General features: G+C 30.8%; 10 protein-coding genes. 8 read left to right on the top strand and 2 right to left on the bottom strand.

Translation table 11 applies throughout. The features are described 5' to 3' along the window. Positions 1-18 precede the first annotated feature (18 nt). From rpmI to KTT71_RS01655, 6 genes are all read left to right on the top strand, one after another. On the top strand, positions 19-216 hold the full coding sequence (gene rpmI, locus KTT71_RS01680; RefSeq protein ID WP_216782149.1) for a 50S ribosomal protein L35: 198 nt from the start codon (positions 19-21) through the stop codon (positions 214-216). Between the two features lie 42 nt (positions 217-258). After that, the gene (gene rplT, locus KTT71_RS01675) at positions 259-615 is read left to right on the top strand and encodes a 50S ribosomal protein L20 (RefSeq protein WP_216782148.1); all 357 of its coding nucleotides are present in this window, start codon (positions 259-261) and stop codon (positions 613-615) included. Positions 616-2,085: 1,470 nt separating this feature from the next. Beyond that, complete coding sequence (gene pheS, locus KTT71_RS01670) at positions 2,086-3,069, top strand: phenylalanine--tRNA ligase subunit alpha (RefSeq protein WP_216782147.1); 984 nt, start codon at positions 2,086-2,088, stop codon at positions 3,067-3,069. 13 nt (positions 3,070-3,082) lie between these two features. Then, positions 3,083-5,470, top strand: a complete 2,388-nt coding sequence (gene pheT / locus KTT71_RS01665; RefSeq protein ID WP_216782146.1) for a phenylalanine--tRNA ligase subunit beta — start codon at positions 3,083-3,085, stop codon at positions 5,468-5,470. A gap of 5 nt (positions 5,471-5,475) precedes the next feature. Beyond that, positions 5,476-5,772, top strand: a complete 297-nt coding sequence (locus KTT71_RS01660; RefSeq protein ID WP_216782145.1) for an integration host factor subunit alpha — start codon at positions 5,476-5,478, stop codon at positions 5,770-5,772. A gap of 1,018 nt (positions 5,773-6,790) precedes the next feature. Continuing rightward, a complete protein-coding gene (locus KTT71_RS01655) occupies positions 6,791-7,369 on the top strand; it encodes a superoxide dismutase (protein ID WP_216782144.1) in 579 nt (192 codons plus the stop codon). Positions 7,370-7,772: 403 nt separating this feature from the next. Here the strand turns inward: KTT71_RS01655 and rluC are convergent, their stop codons facing one another. Next, positions 7,773-8,735 (bottom strand): 23S rRNA pseudouridine(955/2504/2580) synthase RluC, encoded by a 963-nt coding sequence (gene rluC, locus KTT71_RS01650; protein ID WP_216782743.1) that lies wholly within the window; start codon positions 8,733-8,735, stop codon positions 7,773-7,775. Positions 8,736-10,530: 1,795 nt separating this feature from the next. Between rluC and rdgB the strand changes: the two genes are divergently transcribed. Next, on the top strand, positions 10,531-11,127 hold the full coding sequence (rdgB, locus tag KTT71_RS01645; RefSeq protein ID WP_216782143.1) for an RdgB/HAM1 family non-canonical purine NTP pyrophosphatase: 597 nt from the start codon (positions 10,531-10,533) through the stop codon (positions 11,125-11,127). Further along, complete coding sequence (gene hemW, locus KTT71_RS01640) at positions 11,120-12,253, top strand: radical SAM family heme chaperone HemW (protein WP_216782142.1); 1,134 nt, start codon at positions 11,120-11,122, stop codon at positions 12,251-12,253. Before rdgB ends, hemW begins: the two co-directional genes overlap by 8 nt. A 1,869-nt stretch (positions 12,254-14,122) precedes the next feature. Here the strand turns inward: hemW and gshB are convergent. Beyond that, positions 14,123-15,073 carry a glutathione synthase gene (gshB, locus tag KTT71_RS01635; protein WP_216782141.1) on the bottom strand — a complete coding sequence of 317 codons (951 nt, stop codon included), beginning with the start codon at positions 15,071-15,073 and terminating at the stop codon, positions 14,123-14,125. Positions 15,074-17,262: the final 2,189 nt, after the last annotated feature.

Genomic DNA, 17,262 nt, shown 5'->3' with positions numbered 1-17,262 from the left:
TGCGGAGCAGAAATAGAGATGCCAAAGATTAAAACTGTGCGCAGTGCCGCCAAGAGATTCAGGAAAAACGCTAGCGGTGGTTTTAAGTATAAACATGCTAACTTGCGTCATCTTTTGACCAAAAAATCTACTAAGCGTAAGCGTAGCTTGCGTCCAAAAGGTCATGTTTCAAATGGGGATCTAGGCTTAGTAGTAGTTTGTCTGCCATACGCATAATCAACTATTTTCAACTAAGGTTATAATAATTAAGGACAGCATATGTCTCGCGTAAAACGTGGTGTAACTGCACTAACACGTCATAAGAAAGTAATAAAGCAAGCGAAAGGTTACTACGGTGCACGTTCGCGCGTATATCGTGTTGCCTTTCAAGCAATAATAAAAGCAGGTCAGTATGCTTACCGTGATCGTCGTCAACGTAAACGTCAGTTTCGTCAGTTATGGATTACACGTATTAATGCTGCTGCACGTCAAAACGGTCTTTCTTACAGCTGCTTTATTAATGGCCTTAAAAAGGCTGCCATTAAAATTGACCGTAAAATATTATCTGACATAGCTGTATTCGATCAAGAAGGATTTACTACTCTTGCAGAAAAAGCTAAATCTATTCTTATGTAAACTTATAGGATGAGGTAGGTATTTAGCCATCTTTAGAATAGCTAATTGATATCTATCAGTAATTTTTATATTCTAAATAGTGCTAATATTTATATTATTATTTATGCTTTTTTCCTGCTTTATCTAAAACATAATTGATAGGCTAAATAATAATTTTTTAGAAAATTAATGCAAAATGCATCATCTGGTAAAAAATAAATATAAATTACTCTAGGACACTTTTATCAAATTTTTCGTTAAGATCGGTTGATATCTATTATGGTTATTAATTTTTTAGAAAATATGGATATCTTAGATATTTAATAGTTCTAAAATTTTTTTATATGAAGTAAAATATGAAGAATATTCTCATTATTTGTCATCAGTATCTCCATAAATAAACATCCAAAATTGAAAGAAATAAAGATTTTTGTTGAATACAATAGCTTTATGGTATTTTTTATAAAATTCTAAGATCACTAAAAATAATTTGTTTTATAATAAAAATAAATATTAGGTAATACTTTATATTATTCCCTTAAGGCAGGCATGATACCTTTATTATGATTAGTTTTAAAAGTTCTGTATTAACATTATTAACATGACTGTATCAAATGATTTATCGTTCGTTTTAATCACCTTTACTACTCAGGATAAGAATAAGAATGATAAAATATCTTTAAAATTTTATCTGATCCATAAATATAGTTCGTAATATTTAGAGCATCTGGAAAGTTACTCTTCTTGTGACGAAGAACATGAGGTGTTTCATTAGAGATGAGATACCAATGTGTAGGGTAACACAGCATATTTAGTTATTAATAATGTATTATAATATTATTTATTGTTTAGGTTAGGTATTCAAACTTGCTGATATAATTTAAGGTAATAAGATTATATCTTATATGAATATACCAGCCATAGATATCTTCAAGATAAATATCATCTAATGTCTCTGTATATATTTATAATGTATTATCTTTGTGAGATATATCGGATGATAATCAACTATACTAATGACCAAAAATATAAAAAACTTGTTTCAAGTATAGATTGCACTTTATATTAATTCTAAAATTCTTTCATAAGAGATACAACCTATTAACTCGTATAAATCAGCATAATAATATTATCACTCTGATTACTTAGATATTTATACGTATTAGCACATAATCAGTTGATTGGTAAGTATTAATTATTTAAAAAATCAATTTATTATCTAATATTCAGTAAAATAGAGAATAATATTTTAGATTTAAATATTTATTTAATAAATCTAAGTTAGGTAGTCTCTTGATACTTATCTTACGCAGTATATATTAATAATTATATCGATGCACTAAATAATATTATGAAATAACTATAAGATAGCTATCTTATAGTTATTGGCTATTTTTCAACAGTATCTTTTAGTATAACCTTATTTATTGGATTAAATGTACTAAGATAAAGGTATTATATTGACAATCTAGCTCTCAGAAGAGGAAAGCAATGCGATATATCACAGCGTTGATTACCCAAGCAAAGGCGGCTATAGAGAGTGCTGAAGATATTACTGCACTGGATAAAGTGCGTGTTGCATATCTAGGTACGGCAGGTTATCTTACGGTGGCAATCAAGTCACTACGAGAGCTGCCTGTAGAAAAGATTCCGGCTGCTGGTGCTATGATTAACCAGGCCAAACAAGAAGTACAGACTATCCTTAATGCTCGTAAATTATATCTGAGATCAGAGGCATTGAATGAAAGTTTAGCTAGAGATACTATAGATGTTTCTCTTCCAGGACGTCGTGCGGAAAACGGCGGCTTACATCCCATCACCCGTACTATTGATCGTATTGAAACTTTCTTTTTTGAACTAGGATTCTCAGTGCACAGTGGTCCCGAAGTAGAAGATAATTACCATAATTTCGATGCTTTAAACATTCCTGTTCACCATCCAGCACGTGCTGATCATGATACTTTCTGGTTTGACGAAAATCGTTTGCTTCGCACGCAAACATCAGGTGTTCAGATACGTGCTATTAAAGAACATCAGCCTCCAATTCGTATTATTGCTCCAGGACGTGTGTACCGTAATGATTACGACCAGATGCACACCCCTATGTTTCATCAAATGGAAGGGCTTGTTATCGATCAATATATTAGCTTTACTAATCTAAAAGGTACTTTATATGATTTCCTAAATAACTTCTTTACAAAAGATGTGAATATTCGTTTTCGTCCTTCCTACTTCCCATTTACTGAACCTTCTGCAGAAGTGGATGTCATGCATGTGACAGGCAAATGGCTGGAAGTTTTAGGATGTGGCATGGTTCATCCAAAAGTGCTGCACAACTTAGGTATTAATCCAGAAATTTATTCCGGATTTGCATTTGGTATGGGTATTGAACGTTTGACGATGATACGTTATAGCGTTACCGATCTACGTGTATTTTTCGAAAATGACCTACGTTTCCTAGAACAGTTTAAGTAAGAAAGGATTATAAATGAAATTTAGTGAATTATGGTTACGTGAATGGGTAAATCCAGATATTAGCATTGAAACATTATCAGAACAGCTTACCATGGCAGGTATACAAGTTGATATTATAGAAGCAGTTTCCAGTACATTTAAAGGCGTCTTCATTGGCGAAGTCATGGAATGCTCTCATCATCCGATATTAAATAACCTATGGATAATCAAGGTGAATACTGGCAGCGAAAATTTTTTAGAAAACGTCTGCAGCACATATAATTGTCGAGTAGGACTTAGAGTTGCTGTTGCAACTATAGGTGCTGTACTGCCAGGAGATTTAAAGATTAAAGAAAGTCAAATAGCAGGTAAACCTTCTGGAGGTATTGTGTGTTCGTTTTCTAATCTTGGTCTTGCCGAAGATCAGGATAGCATTCTTGCCTTGCCAGAAGATGCACCTGTAGGCAATGATATTTATGAATATCTACAGTTACAAGATAATACTATTGAAATTTCTGTAACCCCAAATCGTTCTGATTGTTTAAGTATTATCGGTGTGGCTCGTGAGATTGCAGCTTTAAACAAGTTGCTTTTAAGAGAACCAATAATAGATGCTGTGCCTGCGGTAATTCATGATACTTTATCTATTAGTGTTGAAGCAACTGATGCTTGTCCACGTTATTTAGGCCGAGTTATAAAAAATATTAATTTAAGCATTCCAACACCTTTGTGGATGCGTGAACGACTCCGTCGTTCTGGAATTAGATCTATCAACTTAGTAGTTGATGTAACCAACTATGTTCTGATAGAGTTAGGTCAGCCAATGCATGCCTTTGACTTAAATCGTATTGAAGGCAATATTGTAGTACGAATGGCCAAGGATGGTGAGACATTAATTCTGCTGAATGGTAATGCAGCAGAATTATCTGGAGATACGTTGGTTATTGCCGATCAAAAGAAAGTACTCGCTATGGGTGGTATTTTAGGTGGTGCATATTCCAGTATAAATGCAGAAACCGAGAATATTCTATTAGAATGCGCCTACTTTGCTCCAACTTCTATTATTGGTCGAGCACGTCGTCATTCTTTAAATACTTATGCATCTCACCGTTACGAGCGTGGCGTAGATCCATGCCTACAAAATAAGGCAATGGAACGAGCTACTCGTCTATTGATTGATATCTGTGATTGTCAGGCTGGCCCCGTAATTAACGTTACAAATAAAGAAGCATTGCCGAAAAGTTCTAATATAACGTTACGCCGTGCAACATTAGATCGCCTTATTGGTCATCATATAGATGATAAGCAGGTCACTGATATTTTAAAAGGTCTTGGCTTTAAACTAAGATGTAGCAAGGATATATGGCAGGCTGTCGCACCAAGCTGGTCTGTTAATATGAATATAGAAGAAGATCTCGTTGAAGAAGTAGTACGTTTATACGGCTATAATAATCTCCCAAACATGCCTATAAAAGCAGACCTGATCATGAATACACATCTTGAAGAGAATTTGCCACTTAAGCGTGTGAAAACCATGCTAGTCGATCGTGGGTATCAGGAAGCTATTACCTACAGTTTTGTTGATCCTAATATGCAAAAACTATTGCATCCCTATGAAGATGCTTTAGTCTTACCAAGACCAATTTCTTCTGAAATGTCCGCAATGCGTCTGTCTTTATGGACCGGTTTGCTGTCTGCAGTTATATACAACCAGAATAGGCAGCAGTCACGTGTACGTTTATTCGAAACTGGTTTACGTTTTGTGCCTGATGAATTTGCTAATTTAGGTGTGCGTCAGGATATCATGCTTGCTGGAGTCATTACTGGTAATCGTTATAAAGAACATTGGAATCTAGAAAGTCAGATTATAGATTTCTATGATGTAAAAGGAGACCTAGAATCTATTTTAGATTTAACCTGCAAAATGGATGAAGTACAATTCAAAGCAGAGGGACATCCTGCTTTGCATGCCGGTCAGAGTGCAGGAATTTATTTGACAGGGAAAATGATTGGTTTTATTGGTGTACTAAATCCATATTTAGAACATAAACTAGACTTAAATGGTCGTGCAGTTCTTTTTGAAATAGTTTGGGATGCTATCTCTAAGAGCCGCATTCCACAAGCTAACAGAGTGTCACGCTATACTTCCCATCGTCGTGATATCTCTATTATCGTACCTCAACACATTCCTGCAGGCGATATCTTATCGGAGTGTAAGAGAATTACCGCAAATAAGGTGGTTGCCTTAAACTTGTTTGACGTATACTATGGTCCAGCTATTATTAAAGGTTATAAGAGCTTAGCCATCAGCCTGGTATTTCAAGCTATAACACGCAAACTAGAAGAAAAGGAGATTTCTGCTACCGTGGAAAAATGTGTAGATGTATTAAAACAGCGCTTCAGCGCATCCTTGAGAGATTAAAAACCATGGCTCTCACTAAATCTGAAATATCTGAACACTTGTTTACAAAGTTAAAGATTAATAAAGGAGATGCGAAAGACCTCGTAGAAAGATTTTTTGAAGAGGTTCGTCAGGCATTAGAAAATGGCGAGCATGTTAAATTATCCAGCTTTGGTAGCTTTAGTCTGCGCTATAAAAATCAAAGACCTGGGCGTAACCCTAAAACTGGAGAAGATATTCCTGTTAAAGCACGTCGTGTTGTTACTTTCCGCCCGGGTTATAAGCTGAAAATCAGGATAGGACAAGTAATGCATAAAGAGTAAGATGCTATAAGAATCTTATTATTAAATATTCCTCAGTAAATGAGTTAATGCAATAAATGTTTATATATGAAAATAAGAAGTTATGTAAACTATTAAAATACAGCAGTAAATATCTTAGAGGGATATTTATCCTATAATATATAATTGTAGAATTATATAAAAGAATCAAGTTGCTTTATTAAAAAGATAAAGAGCGCCTTATTTCCCCTGGCGCAACCAAAAATAAACTAACCATATACTTAGCAAAATAATTTTAGATCAATACTCTATACATCTAGCCTACTTATAAAAGAATTAGAGGTATTAATAGCTTATATCCTCTATTAACAGAGATTACCAAGCGTAATTATAATAGCAACATAAATAACTCTTGAAGTATCTTATACTTGACACATTATTTTATCTTACCAAAAAATATTTTCGAGAGGGTATAAATAGATCAAAATAAAAAGCATATTATTAATTTAATGTCTTATATCCTGTAGGAGACGGCTACTGCACATCCTCTTAATAAACACGCTGATATTTAAATAGCTATTCTCCACCCTCTCTTGAACATCTACCCATATCAGCTAAAAGTATGTTTAATTAAACTTGTTATGTTAGATAATTAATGTATTATGGTATAATATTTTCGGATCTTATGGCTGCTCTTTAGATACAGATTTATTATTTATGAAAGTGCTATGTAAATAGTATAACCTTGAGTAGATTTTCTAATAATTATTAATATTCAGAGCGCTTGAAAAATTTTTTATAATAGAATTTAAATCAGAAATATTACTAATAGCATGGTTTGACTACTCATTATTTATCTCTTTTACAAAGAAACAGCTTCTTGTCTCATAATCAACACTGCCTGCAAAATTCCAGAAAAAATAAATTTATTCTGTTATTAGGTCTAAAATGATTAGAAGAAATTTGTAGAATAATATTCTACTATATTCTTTTATTCATAATAGATTTTTATATAATTCTTATATTATATACAAAATAATCAAGAAAATAGGAGAGAGTAATGTCTTTTGAACTACCTGAATTACCATATAAAAGAAATGCACTAGAACCATACATCTCCGAAGAAACTATCAACTACCATTATGATAAACATCATGGCAACTACGTTCTCAACTTAAACACCTTAATTCAAGGTACTGAATTTGTAAGCAAATCATTAGAAGATATCATAAAGACTGCTACTGGCAGTACATTTAATAATGCTGCGCAGGTCTGGAACCATACTTTTTACTGGCATTGTCTGTCTCCAACAGGTGGCAAAATTCCTACTGGAATTTTGGCTGAAGCAATTAACAAAACCTTTAGTTCTTTTGAGCTATTTAAAGTAGATTTTATACAATCTGCAATGAGTAACTTTGGTTCTGGTTGGACTTGGCTAGTTAAAAAAGATAACGATTGTCTAGCTATAGTAAATACCTCGAATGCAGAAACCATCATAACTGAAGGACAAAAACCACTTTTAACGATCGATGTTTGGGAGCACGCCTACTATATTGATTACCGTAATATGCGTGCTAAATATTTAGATAATTTCTGGTCTATAGTAAACTGGGAATTCGTAGCCCAAAATATGGTATAACTTTTCAAATAAAGCATATGTAAGGTAGTGTGATTACAACGACCTTACATATATCTATGCATATAAATATAGTTTATATATGCATGATATTTATTCAATATAGCGATATGCTAGAGTATTAATAATAATTACTGATTCAATTAAATAAGATAATATCTTTTGATATTTTTGCAGTATCTGCGTGATTTAGTAAAATTTAGAATTTTTTCGAGGTAATATATTATGTTCTTATTATGTTAAAATATACTAACACGTGACAACTGATTTATTCAACAGCAAAAACTGTATAGTAGTTCAATGATTAGTAATATTATATTCTATAAAGTATTAAAATTTAATAAGATTGTCTATTGCTTATTTTTTCAGTGCAGAAGATAATATTATTTAAGTAAGCTATTATTAATTATGGAATTTTATTTTTCTTACGTAATTCATTAAGACAGTGGCTAAGATTATTATCCATAGAGGCTTTAACACAGATTTTTTTTCCTGTATTAGGATGTTTGAAGATTAGAGATGATGCATGCAAGAACAAGCGATTTAAACCGGTTTCCTTAATTTGCCTATCAAATTGACGGTCACCATATCGATCATCAAAAGCAATAGGATGACCAGCATAAAGTGTATGCACGCGTATTTGGTGCGTACGCCCTGTAATAGGCCGTGCTCTTACTAGGGTAGAATTTTTAAATCGTTCTTCTATTTTGAATAATGTCTCTGAATGTTTACCTTCTGTATCTACTTTTATGATACGTTGACCGCTTTTGGTAATATTTTTTAGTAACGGAGCTTCAACTATTTTGCAATGAGATTGCCACTGATTACGAACTAATGCAAGATAATCTTTATAAATCTCTTTCATGCGTAGTTGTTCATGCAGAATACGTAAGGACGATCTTTTTTTGGCTATTATGAGTGCTCCAGATGTTTCACGGTCTAAACGATGAACCAACTCAAGAAACTCTGCTTCAGGACGCAATGCACGCATTGCTTCTATAATGCCAAATTTTAATCCACTACCGCCATGCACAGCCGTTCCTGAAGGTTTATTAAGTACTAGCAGGTCATCATCTTCAAATATAATACAATGTTTTAACTCTGCTACCTTATTCATCTTTACAGAAACCAATTTTTCATCACGTTCAATAATGCGCACTGGAGGAATACGCACTTCATCGCCAGTCTGCAATTTATATCTTGGTTTAATACGTTTTTTATTAACACGAACCTCACCCTTAACTAGTATACGATAAATCATATTTTTTGGCATTCCTTTAAGTTGAGCGCGCAAAAAATTATCAATTCGTTTCCTATCTTCATCAGCTCTAATGGTGACTAACTTTGCCGATGTTCTATTAAGACTCATATTCATATCTAAATCCATGTATACGGTTTTCAATAGATATCTTTAAGATCTCCGTTTGCATTATGATATATTTGCGAGAACTTTATCAAACTAATATCTTGATTAATGCGTATTTATCAGAAACAAAATAATTTTCATTATAAATAATGATTAAAGAAGTAATCAATATCGCAAAATAACTAGTGTAATAGCTTGAAGATATTTCATAATTTTATGTTATAATTGCTTTGTAACTACCATTGATTCTTAGTTATTGATAGAAATTTCTTTATTATAATAAGATATTCATTGATTTTAAAATATAGCATATTAGGCCCTACAAACCTATGAATATGTTATTATCTTATGATAATTATAATTATAAATACCTCATATATATCATATTACTTCTATCGCTAAGAACAATGGTGACATATTTGAGACTGTATTAGTCATCTATCTTCACGGGCCTAAGAAATGATGCTGAATAATTATAAAACCTATTATTTGTTATATTTTTATAATGTATCAGGTAGTTTCATTAGGCCAAAGAAGGACTATCTTAATATTAGGAATGGAAATTATCTGCTATATCATGGCTATTAAAGATTATAGATATGTAGACAGGTATTTGTTATAGATCAGTACATTAATAAATGATAAAATACTAATAATTTCTAGAATAAATTCAGTTATTAGGCTTACTTCATTACAGTAGAAACACTTAATAGGTTAAAGAAGATGTAGTTGTTTCATAAATTAGTATTCTCATGTTTCTTAGTTAACTTAGTTGGTAATTTATGCAAACATAAAAATAGTTTAAAATATGTTTAATATTGCTCTAGTTTATGAAATATCTTATAAATACTACTCATTTTGAATAACTCAAGAAAGCATGAAAGGATATTATCTTAGCAATGAGTGTACATGATATAATGCTCTTTAACGCATATACAATGGTTAAATAACCAGATCACATATCCTTATGTCCTCTTTCTCTACTAGTAATTTTATTACGTATTGTTTAGAATATTTATTAGACTAAATAATATGATTATACTTTGCGAATCTATACGCCCTCATGACAATATGATTTATCTTTATACAGATTTAATATAGCAGTAAAATACTGATCAATTATTGTATCTTATTATTTTTGATGAATATAATGATATTACTGAAGAAAATCCTATAGCCCTACACTAATAAATATCTGTTTCTTTTATTATACTAATGAATTTTATGTAGGCTGATTAAATAAGATAACAGCTCTGTTGTATAAACTATTATCTACTAGATAACCTAAAAAAGTTTAGTATCTATATTTTAATGGATTATATTTATCGTCTTTATTTATCATATTCATAATTTATTAATAAGTCATAAAACTAAATTATCTAATAAAGACATAAATATAAAATAGAATAACCTAAACCTTTTTAGAATTTTAGTATACAGTGAAAAGTATTATTTATAACTAGTATGAAATCTATAAGTATGTAATAATAATAAATTTATACAACATCAGAATTGCCTAAAGATCTTAAAATATGTGTGTATCAAATTAAGTTTTTAAAAACTCAAAATTTATCAATAACTTTGATTTTTGCAATGTTCTTTTACAATTTTATTGTTTCTTAGAAAAGAATTTTTAGGAAGTACTTAGATAATAATTTGTATAAAACAATATTTATTTTTTAGCTAGATACATGCAAAATTATTCTAAGATGTAAAATATAAATTTTTGTAAGTTTAGTTATTTATTATTTCCGTTACTATCATTTAAAAATATCTATTTAAATACATTAAGGTTTTCATGCAAAAAATTGTATTGGCAACTACAAGTTTAGGCAAAGCACGTGAGTTAAAAAGTCTACTAGCTAATCTAAGTTTAGACTGTGTGACTCAGACTGAATTGGATGTGAAGTATATCGAAGAGACAGGTCTCACGTTTATAGAGAACTCGATTATTAAAGCACGACATGCTGCGGAAAGTACCGGGTTACCTGCAATTGCAGACGACTCTGGTTTATCTGTAGATGCGCTTGGTGGAGCTCCAGGAATACAATCTGCACGTTATGCTGGTCTTAAAAAAGTTAGTGATCGCCAAAATGTTGACAAGCTTTTGGAGGCACTTAAAGATGTTCCAGAAGGTAAGCGTCAAGCTAAATTTCACTGCGTTCTAGTCTACTTAAGCCATGCAAAAAGCCCAGTACCACTAGTATGTCATGGTAGCATGTCAGGTGAAATTAGCCTTAAGCCATCAGGAGAAGGAGGTTTTGGCTATGATTCTATCTTCAAAATTACTGAATTAGGATGTTCTATTGCTGAGCTAACTGGAGATCAGAAAAATTCAATTTCACATCGTGGTCAAGCATTAAAGATTTTACTAGAAATGATATGCAATGTTTAAGCTACCTCCACTCAGCCTTTATATACACTTCCCATGGTGCTTACAAAGATGTCCATACTGTGATTTCAATGTTCATCTTGCAAAAGATGATATTCCATCCATAGAATACGTCAACCATTTACTGGCTGATTTAGATAACGATTTATCATTCACTTCTGGACGTGAAATTAGTACAATTTTTATTGGTGGTGGTACTCCTAGTTTACTCAGTGTAAAAAGTATGCATCGTTTAATGAATGGCATACGCATGCGATTACCATTGGCTGTAAATGCTGAAGTAACAATGGAGGCTAATCCAGGAACTATGGCACCCGATCGCTTAAGTTCTTACCAGAGTGCTGGTATTAACCGTATTTCTATTGGCGTTCAAAGCTTTAACAAAGATCATTTAAAAACGTTAGGTTGCATGCATAGCCCAGAAGACTCAATTAGAGCTTTATTGCTGGCTCAAGGACGAGGACTGCGCAGTTTTAACCTTGATCTTATGTATGGCTTACTAAACCAGTCCTTGGAAGAAGCTATAGAAGATTTACGACAGGCTATTGAGCTTAATAATCCTCCTCATTTATCTTGGTATCAACTAACTATTGAGGCTAATACGCTGCTCGCTTCAAGGCCTCCACAATTACCAAATGAAGATACTATATGGAATATTTTACAGAACGGAGATGCGCTTTTAAGTGCTGCTGGTTATCAACAGTATGAAATATCGGCATACGCCAAATCAGGCTACCAATGTGATCACAATCTAAATTATTGGCGCTTTGGAGATTATCTTGGTATTGGGTGCGGTTCGCATGGTAAAATAACTTTTGAAAATTCTTATATTCTACGCACTGTAAAAACACGCCATCCTCGTGGATATATGCAAGGACGTTATTTGCATAAACAGGATCCAGTGGACAGTAATAATCGCCCATTCGAATTTTTCATGAACCGTTTCAGGTTGCTTGAACCAATGCCAAGATTAGAGTTTCAGCTTTATACAGGACTTGGAGAAGAAGTTATTAGAGAACAGATAGATCATGCAATAGCATACAATTATATTATAGAGACTGATGAGTCGTGGCAAATAACTAAGCACGGTAAGTTTTTCTTCAATTCTTTACTAGAGTTGTTTCTCTAATAGATATTTTATGGCTATTATATGAATATCAATTTTAAATTATCTCAGTAGAGATAATTTAAAATTGATATTTCTAGCTAAATTATGCTTATCCTGTGGTTATGAGGAGAATTATAGTTCATTTGTAGAAATATAAAATATCAAATAACATGTTAGTGGTTTTTCTAGATAAGAGCAGAAATAATTATATGTTCTTATGAAATATCAGTAATCTTATTCTTATCTCCTCTGCTTTATACTATTTGTCAAATAAATATAGATAGGGATAGAAGACACTAGTTTGAATGCCATGCATGATATTTAAACATCTCCAAAAATAAGAAAGTTTTAATAAGTATATTATTCATTAACCAAGATACTGTATTGTACGTATTGCTTTCTTCTAATCTTGTTAAAACTAGCTTATGTATTTTAAATGCATGCTTTAAATTAGACGCTAAATATCTAAAATATGTAAAAAATTATTTTTATTAGAGTCATAGTCAGAGTCAGAACTAGAGTTACTTAACTACCAAGTGCTAAAATTATATTATTAAGTAATAAAACCAGTTATTGCGGAGAAATAAAATTATGTATAATGAAATCTTCTTATTCAGCAGAGCTGACTACAGAAGGCCACTATAATACTTTCTTAATAGAACAATATATGAAACTAAATTATTTTTTATACAGAATAATAAAAATATTAAAGACTACTTTTATTGAATTCTCTTCTCTATTATCTTACATGATATATTATATACTGATATAATTTATTACCTTGCAGTCAAAGGCTTTATCAAGTAATGACTAGCACTTCATATGGCTTTCTGCAAGCTCTTTTCAATCATTATAAAGATGAAATAAATGTATCATTAAAAATATAAAATGCTTGCAAGTACTAAAAAATTTAATTTATATAGGAAAATATAATTGCGTTTGTACATCTAGTATAATCAATCTGATCATGTGAGATTATTAATCTTCTGATATAACTTAGAATTTATTGATGTATAAACAATAATAAATAGCTATTGCTAGAGCCACATAAATTTTTTGATATGTAGAAAGAGATGAAAAGATATTAATCTTAATGTGGAAAATATAGTGATATTCTTCTTGAATTTTCGACTATTTATTACTTTGTCTCAAGACTGAGTAATCACATTTCTTCATGCTATGATTATTTATTTTGCTTATAACGAGATCATTGCGCAGATTATCTTTTTCGTCAATTCATCAAGGAATTTAAGAACAGAGTTAGCGTTATTAGCATATGCTTGCTTAAAATTATTTCTTAGTTATTTTTACTTTAACATTTTATCTGAATTATAAGAATGGCTAAAATAATTATTTATATAGAGAATACTATTCTTGTTATAGAAGCTAGCTAGGTTATTACTATCAATCCTAAATAAAATTTTTTCTCCATTCTTAATACTTCATCTTACTCAAGAAATTTACAGTTTTCTAAATAAAATAAACACATAAAAAGTTAACAAGAGCTTAATTTCTTGAAGACTATAGTTATTGATGACTTTTGCATGCTTTAGGAAAGGTCTAATACAATAATTCCTTGCAACAATAAGTAGTAGAACGGGTATTACAAAAATAGGAGTCCTAAATAAGATTAATGATATACTATTGTCAATAAGACCTCATAAGATGATCATATCTATTCATATTATTGCTCGTTTTCTAAGAAGTATTCAGAACTTTATTATTAGAAATAATTAAATAAGTTATTGCAATTTTCCTTGAGTTTTATACAAGAGGGAGCTATTAGAATAATTATTCTATAATAAATTTAAAGTTCTATTGATGTGAAGCTCATTAGATTCGCATAATAAATAGATGCAACAAGCAGTCATAATAAAATTAATCATATTATTACTTCTTAATTCTGCGCTGAATTGCATTTATCAGCATGCCTGTCACAGATATATTAGAGAATGCTGCCTCAATTTCACGAGCACAGGTTGGGCTAGTAATATTAATCTCTGTGAGATGATCTCCTATGATGTCCAAACCAACAAAGAGCAGACCTTTCTCTTTTAATATTGGAGCTACTTTTCGTGCAATAGCCCAATCACTTTCAGTTAGTGGACGAGCTTCACCACGACCACCAGCAGTTAAATTTCCACGGGATTCACCCTTCTTAGGAATACGTGCTAAACAGTATGGAACTGGTTCTCCATCAACTACTAGAACTCGTTTATCACCGTATTTAATCTCCGACAAGAATTTTTGCGCTATACAGAAACGAGTACCATACCCAGTTAGGGTTTCAATAATTACGGATAGATTAAAATCTTTTTTTTTCACTCGGAAAACTAACTTGCCACCCATGCCATCTAAAGGTTTTAGAATAATATCTCCATGTTTATCATAAAATTCACGTATCTGTTTCGCTTGACGCGTAACTAAAGTATCTGTGATGATATCTGGAAAATACGAGATAAACAGCTTTTCATTGCAGTCACGTATACTCTGTGGCTTATTTACTATCAGTGTACCTTGGTCTTCAGCACGCTCTAGGATGTGAGTAGCGTATATAAACTCAGAATCACAAGGAGGATCCTTGCGGGCTAAGATGACATCTAGTTCAGACAGTTCAATATCCTGTTCACCGTAAAAAGAATACCAGCTTTCTTGATCTTCTTTGACTTTAAGTAATCTAGTCCTTGCACATCCTGCGCCTCTATACATATATAGATCATTCATTTCCATATAGTGTAGTTCATAGCCATGCTTTTGAGCTTCTAATAACATCGCAAAACTAGTATCTTTTTGGATATTAATAGAATTAATGGGATCCATTACAATACCAAACTTAATCATGATCTTCCTGTTGAAATTATTCTGATATTTCTAAAAGTTTTTAAAAATGTAATTTTATTTTTAATAAACAATACATTAAAGTTAGACAATTTGTATTGCTTAATAAAGATATCCTACTAAATGTTTTAATTAAAAAATTTTAACTGTAGGACAAAATATACGTGTTATTATAAGATAAATATTATTTTGCTATTATGATCATGTTTTGATCATATATAAGCTGTCTGACTTATAGTACAAATTCTATTTTAGCTTCCTGTTCCATAGCATATGCTATGATGCTATGGATTTAACTACCATGTACGTTACTAATATTTTAAGATACTGTTTAAATATTAGAGATATTAGGCACCTTTGTTGTCATCATATGTAACTAGCTTCTTTTGTGCTGTGTGTACTTGTTCTGTATAAAAATAATAAGATCAGGAACTGAACAGTACATTAATATAAGAATAGACCTAGTGACTTAATATGTTTATTTCCTAGTTATTATTAACTTCAAAGTATCGAGGAAGTACACGAATTAAGAGATAAGAAAATAGACTATAACATAAAGTTGATTCACTGATATATGTATTAAATTATTTAGTACTTATATACAGAGCTTATTTTATTAGTCGATCAATGAGGATAAAAATAAGTACCTATCAGGTATATTTACACTTCTGAATTATATTTTTGAAATTATGTGAGATTTGTTTATATATTAATAATTTTCTAATCAAGCGAGAAAGACTTAAAAATACTCAGGATATTATTGCTTACGTATTAGCTTTATAAGCATCTTATATATGAATTAGTTTTTCATTAACAATATAACAATAATAAAATTATCTTGTACAGCACAGTATTATAGCGAATCAAGGGTACAAATTTTTTAGCACCTATAGGAAGTAGGAAATCAAATATTTAAAATATTTAAAAATATTTACTAAATGAACTAATAAAAACTTGCATATTGATCTTTTGCCAGTGATACTCCTAAAAATTACAAGTAACTCCTGAACAATCTTTACTTCAACAAAAGATTATTTCGTTTTATAATTGATTTGTAATATTTACAAGCCCTTGTGTTCTTCATAAAGAATACAAGGATTATATATTAATAACTATGCTTAATATTTCGAGATTCTCAGGGAACGTCTAATTTAAAAAAATTTTTGTATTTTACAAGTTGTTTGTATAAGCTAGATCAAATAAGTCTTAAGTAAATTGTGAATTGTGTAACAGAGAAAAATATAAAGAACAGCGCTAATGTAATATTTAGCCTCCTAATCCGTTATAAAAAATATATCTATGTCTTTGGATGAGAATGCATTAGTCAGGACTAGTCTGATATATTTTACATATTATTTTTTCATGAATTAATCGCTAATAACATTAGCTTTCATCATGAAAGTACACAACTTATTTTGACAAATACCATAAATTTATTTATAAGCTCAGCAAGCACAGATTACTCAGCAATATATTGAATGATTTATCTTAGAATAAGCTTTTAAAAAAGCTAATTACGGACTAGAGCTATCTTATTCTGAAATTACTCATCAGGCACTCCTCTGATAAACAAGGTAGAACAAAACATTTAGTATTAATGAATTAAGATCTATTAAAAAATTGAGAAGATCTTTGCTGAGGCAGCATCTTAAGAGTGATTAATATTTTAAAGGATAGTGTTCTAATAAGAATTTTATTAATCAATTAAATAAAATAATTCTTAAAGTAAGTTGTTTATTTTTATTCTACAACTGTTAATTAAAAGAGAAGCAAGATTATATCTTGCTTCTCTTAGATTTATATTCTTGATATTTCTTCATGATTATTTTACGAAAATATTTTTATTTTTTATAAATTCCAGTTTTATAATTTTAAAATTACTTATGACTTTATAGCATAGCTCTAAATCCTATGAATATAAGATTATTTATATTTCTAAATGCAATATTATTTCAGCAATATTATTTATCGGTACTATACAAAGATTCTGTTATGCATAGTAACTGCTATCAGATCATTTTTAATTTACTTTCAGATTAATTTTAAAATCATTGAAATATGCAATTATTTTAATTTTGTAACTGATCTATATCAGTGCTTAGTCTTGTTAAAATCATCGAAATACATAAAATATGAAAAAGCAATCCTTGATATAATATCATTGACTAATAGGGATACATAAAATGTATTTA

Origin of the sequence: Candidatus Profftia tarda, from assembly GCF_904848675.1 — a bacterium.
Taxonomy (GTDB): Bacteria; Pseudomonadota; Gammaproteobacteria; order Enterobacterales; family Enterobacteriaceae; genus Profftia; species Profftia tarda.
This window is presented reverse-complemented; position numbering and strand designations above follow the sequence as displayed.

What these genes read in the sequence shown, in the direction of transcription:
- rpmI (WP_216782149.1), top strand. Translation starts at nt 19, where the DNA reads ATGCCAAAGATTAAAACTGTGCGCAGTGCCGCCAAGAGATTCAGGAAA.
- rplT (WP_216782148.1), top strand. Translation starts at nt 259, where the DNA reads ATGTCTCGCGTAAAACGTGGTGTAACTGCACTAACACGTCATAAGAAA.
- pheS (WP_216782147.1), top strand. Translation starts at nt 2,086, where the DNA reads ATGCGATATATCACAGCGTTGATTACCCAAGCAAAGGCGGCTATAGAG.
- pheT (WP_216782146.1), top strand. Translation starts at nt 3,083, where the DNA reads ATGAAATTTAGTGAATTATGGTTACGTGAATGGGTAAATCCAGATATT.
- KTT71_RS01660 (WP_216782145.1), top strand. Translation starts at nt 5,476, where the DNA reads ATGGCTCTCACTAAATCTGAAATATCTGAACACTTGTTTACAAAGTTA.
- KTT71_RS01655 (WP_216782144.1), top strand. Translation starts at nt 6,791, where the DNA reads ATGTCTTTTGAACTACCTGAATTACCATATAAAAGAAATGCACTAGAA.
- rluC (WP_216782743.1), bottom strand. Translation starts at nt 8,735, where the DNA reads ATGAGTCTTAATAGAACATCGGCAAAGTTAGTCACCATTAGAGCTGAT.
- rdgB (WP_216782143.1), top strand. Translation starts at nt 10,531, where the DNA reads ATGCAAAAAATTGTATTGGCAACTACAAGTTTAGGCAAAGCACGTGAG.
- hemW (WP_216782142.1), top strand. Translation starts at nt 11,120, where the DNA reads ATGTTTAAGCTACCTCCACTCAGCCTTTATATACACTTCCCATGGTGC.
- gshB (WP_216782141.1), bottom strand. Translation starts at nt 15,073, where the DNA reads ATGATTAAGTTTGGTATTGTAATGGATCCCATTAATTCTATTAATATC.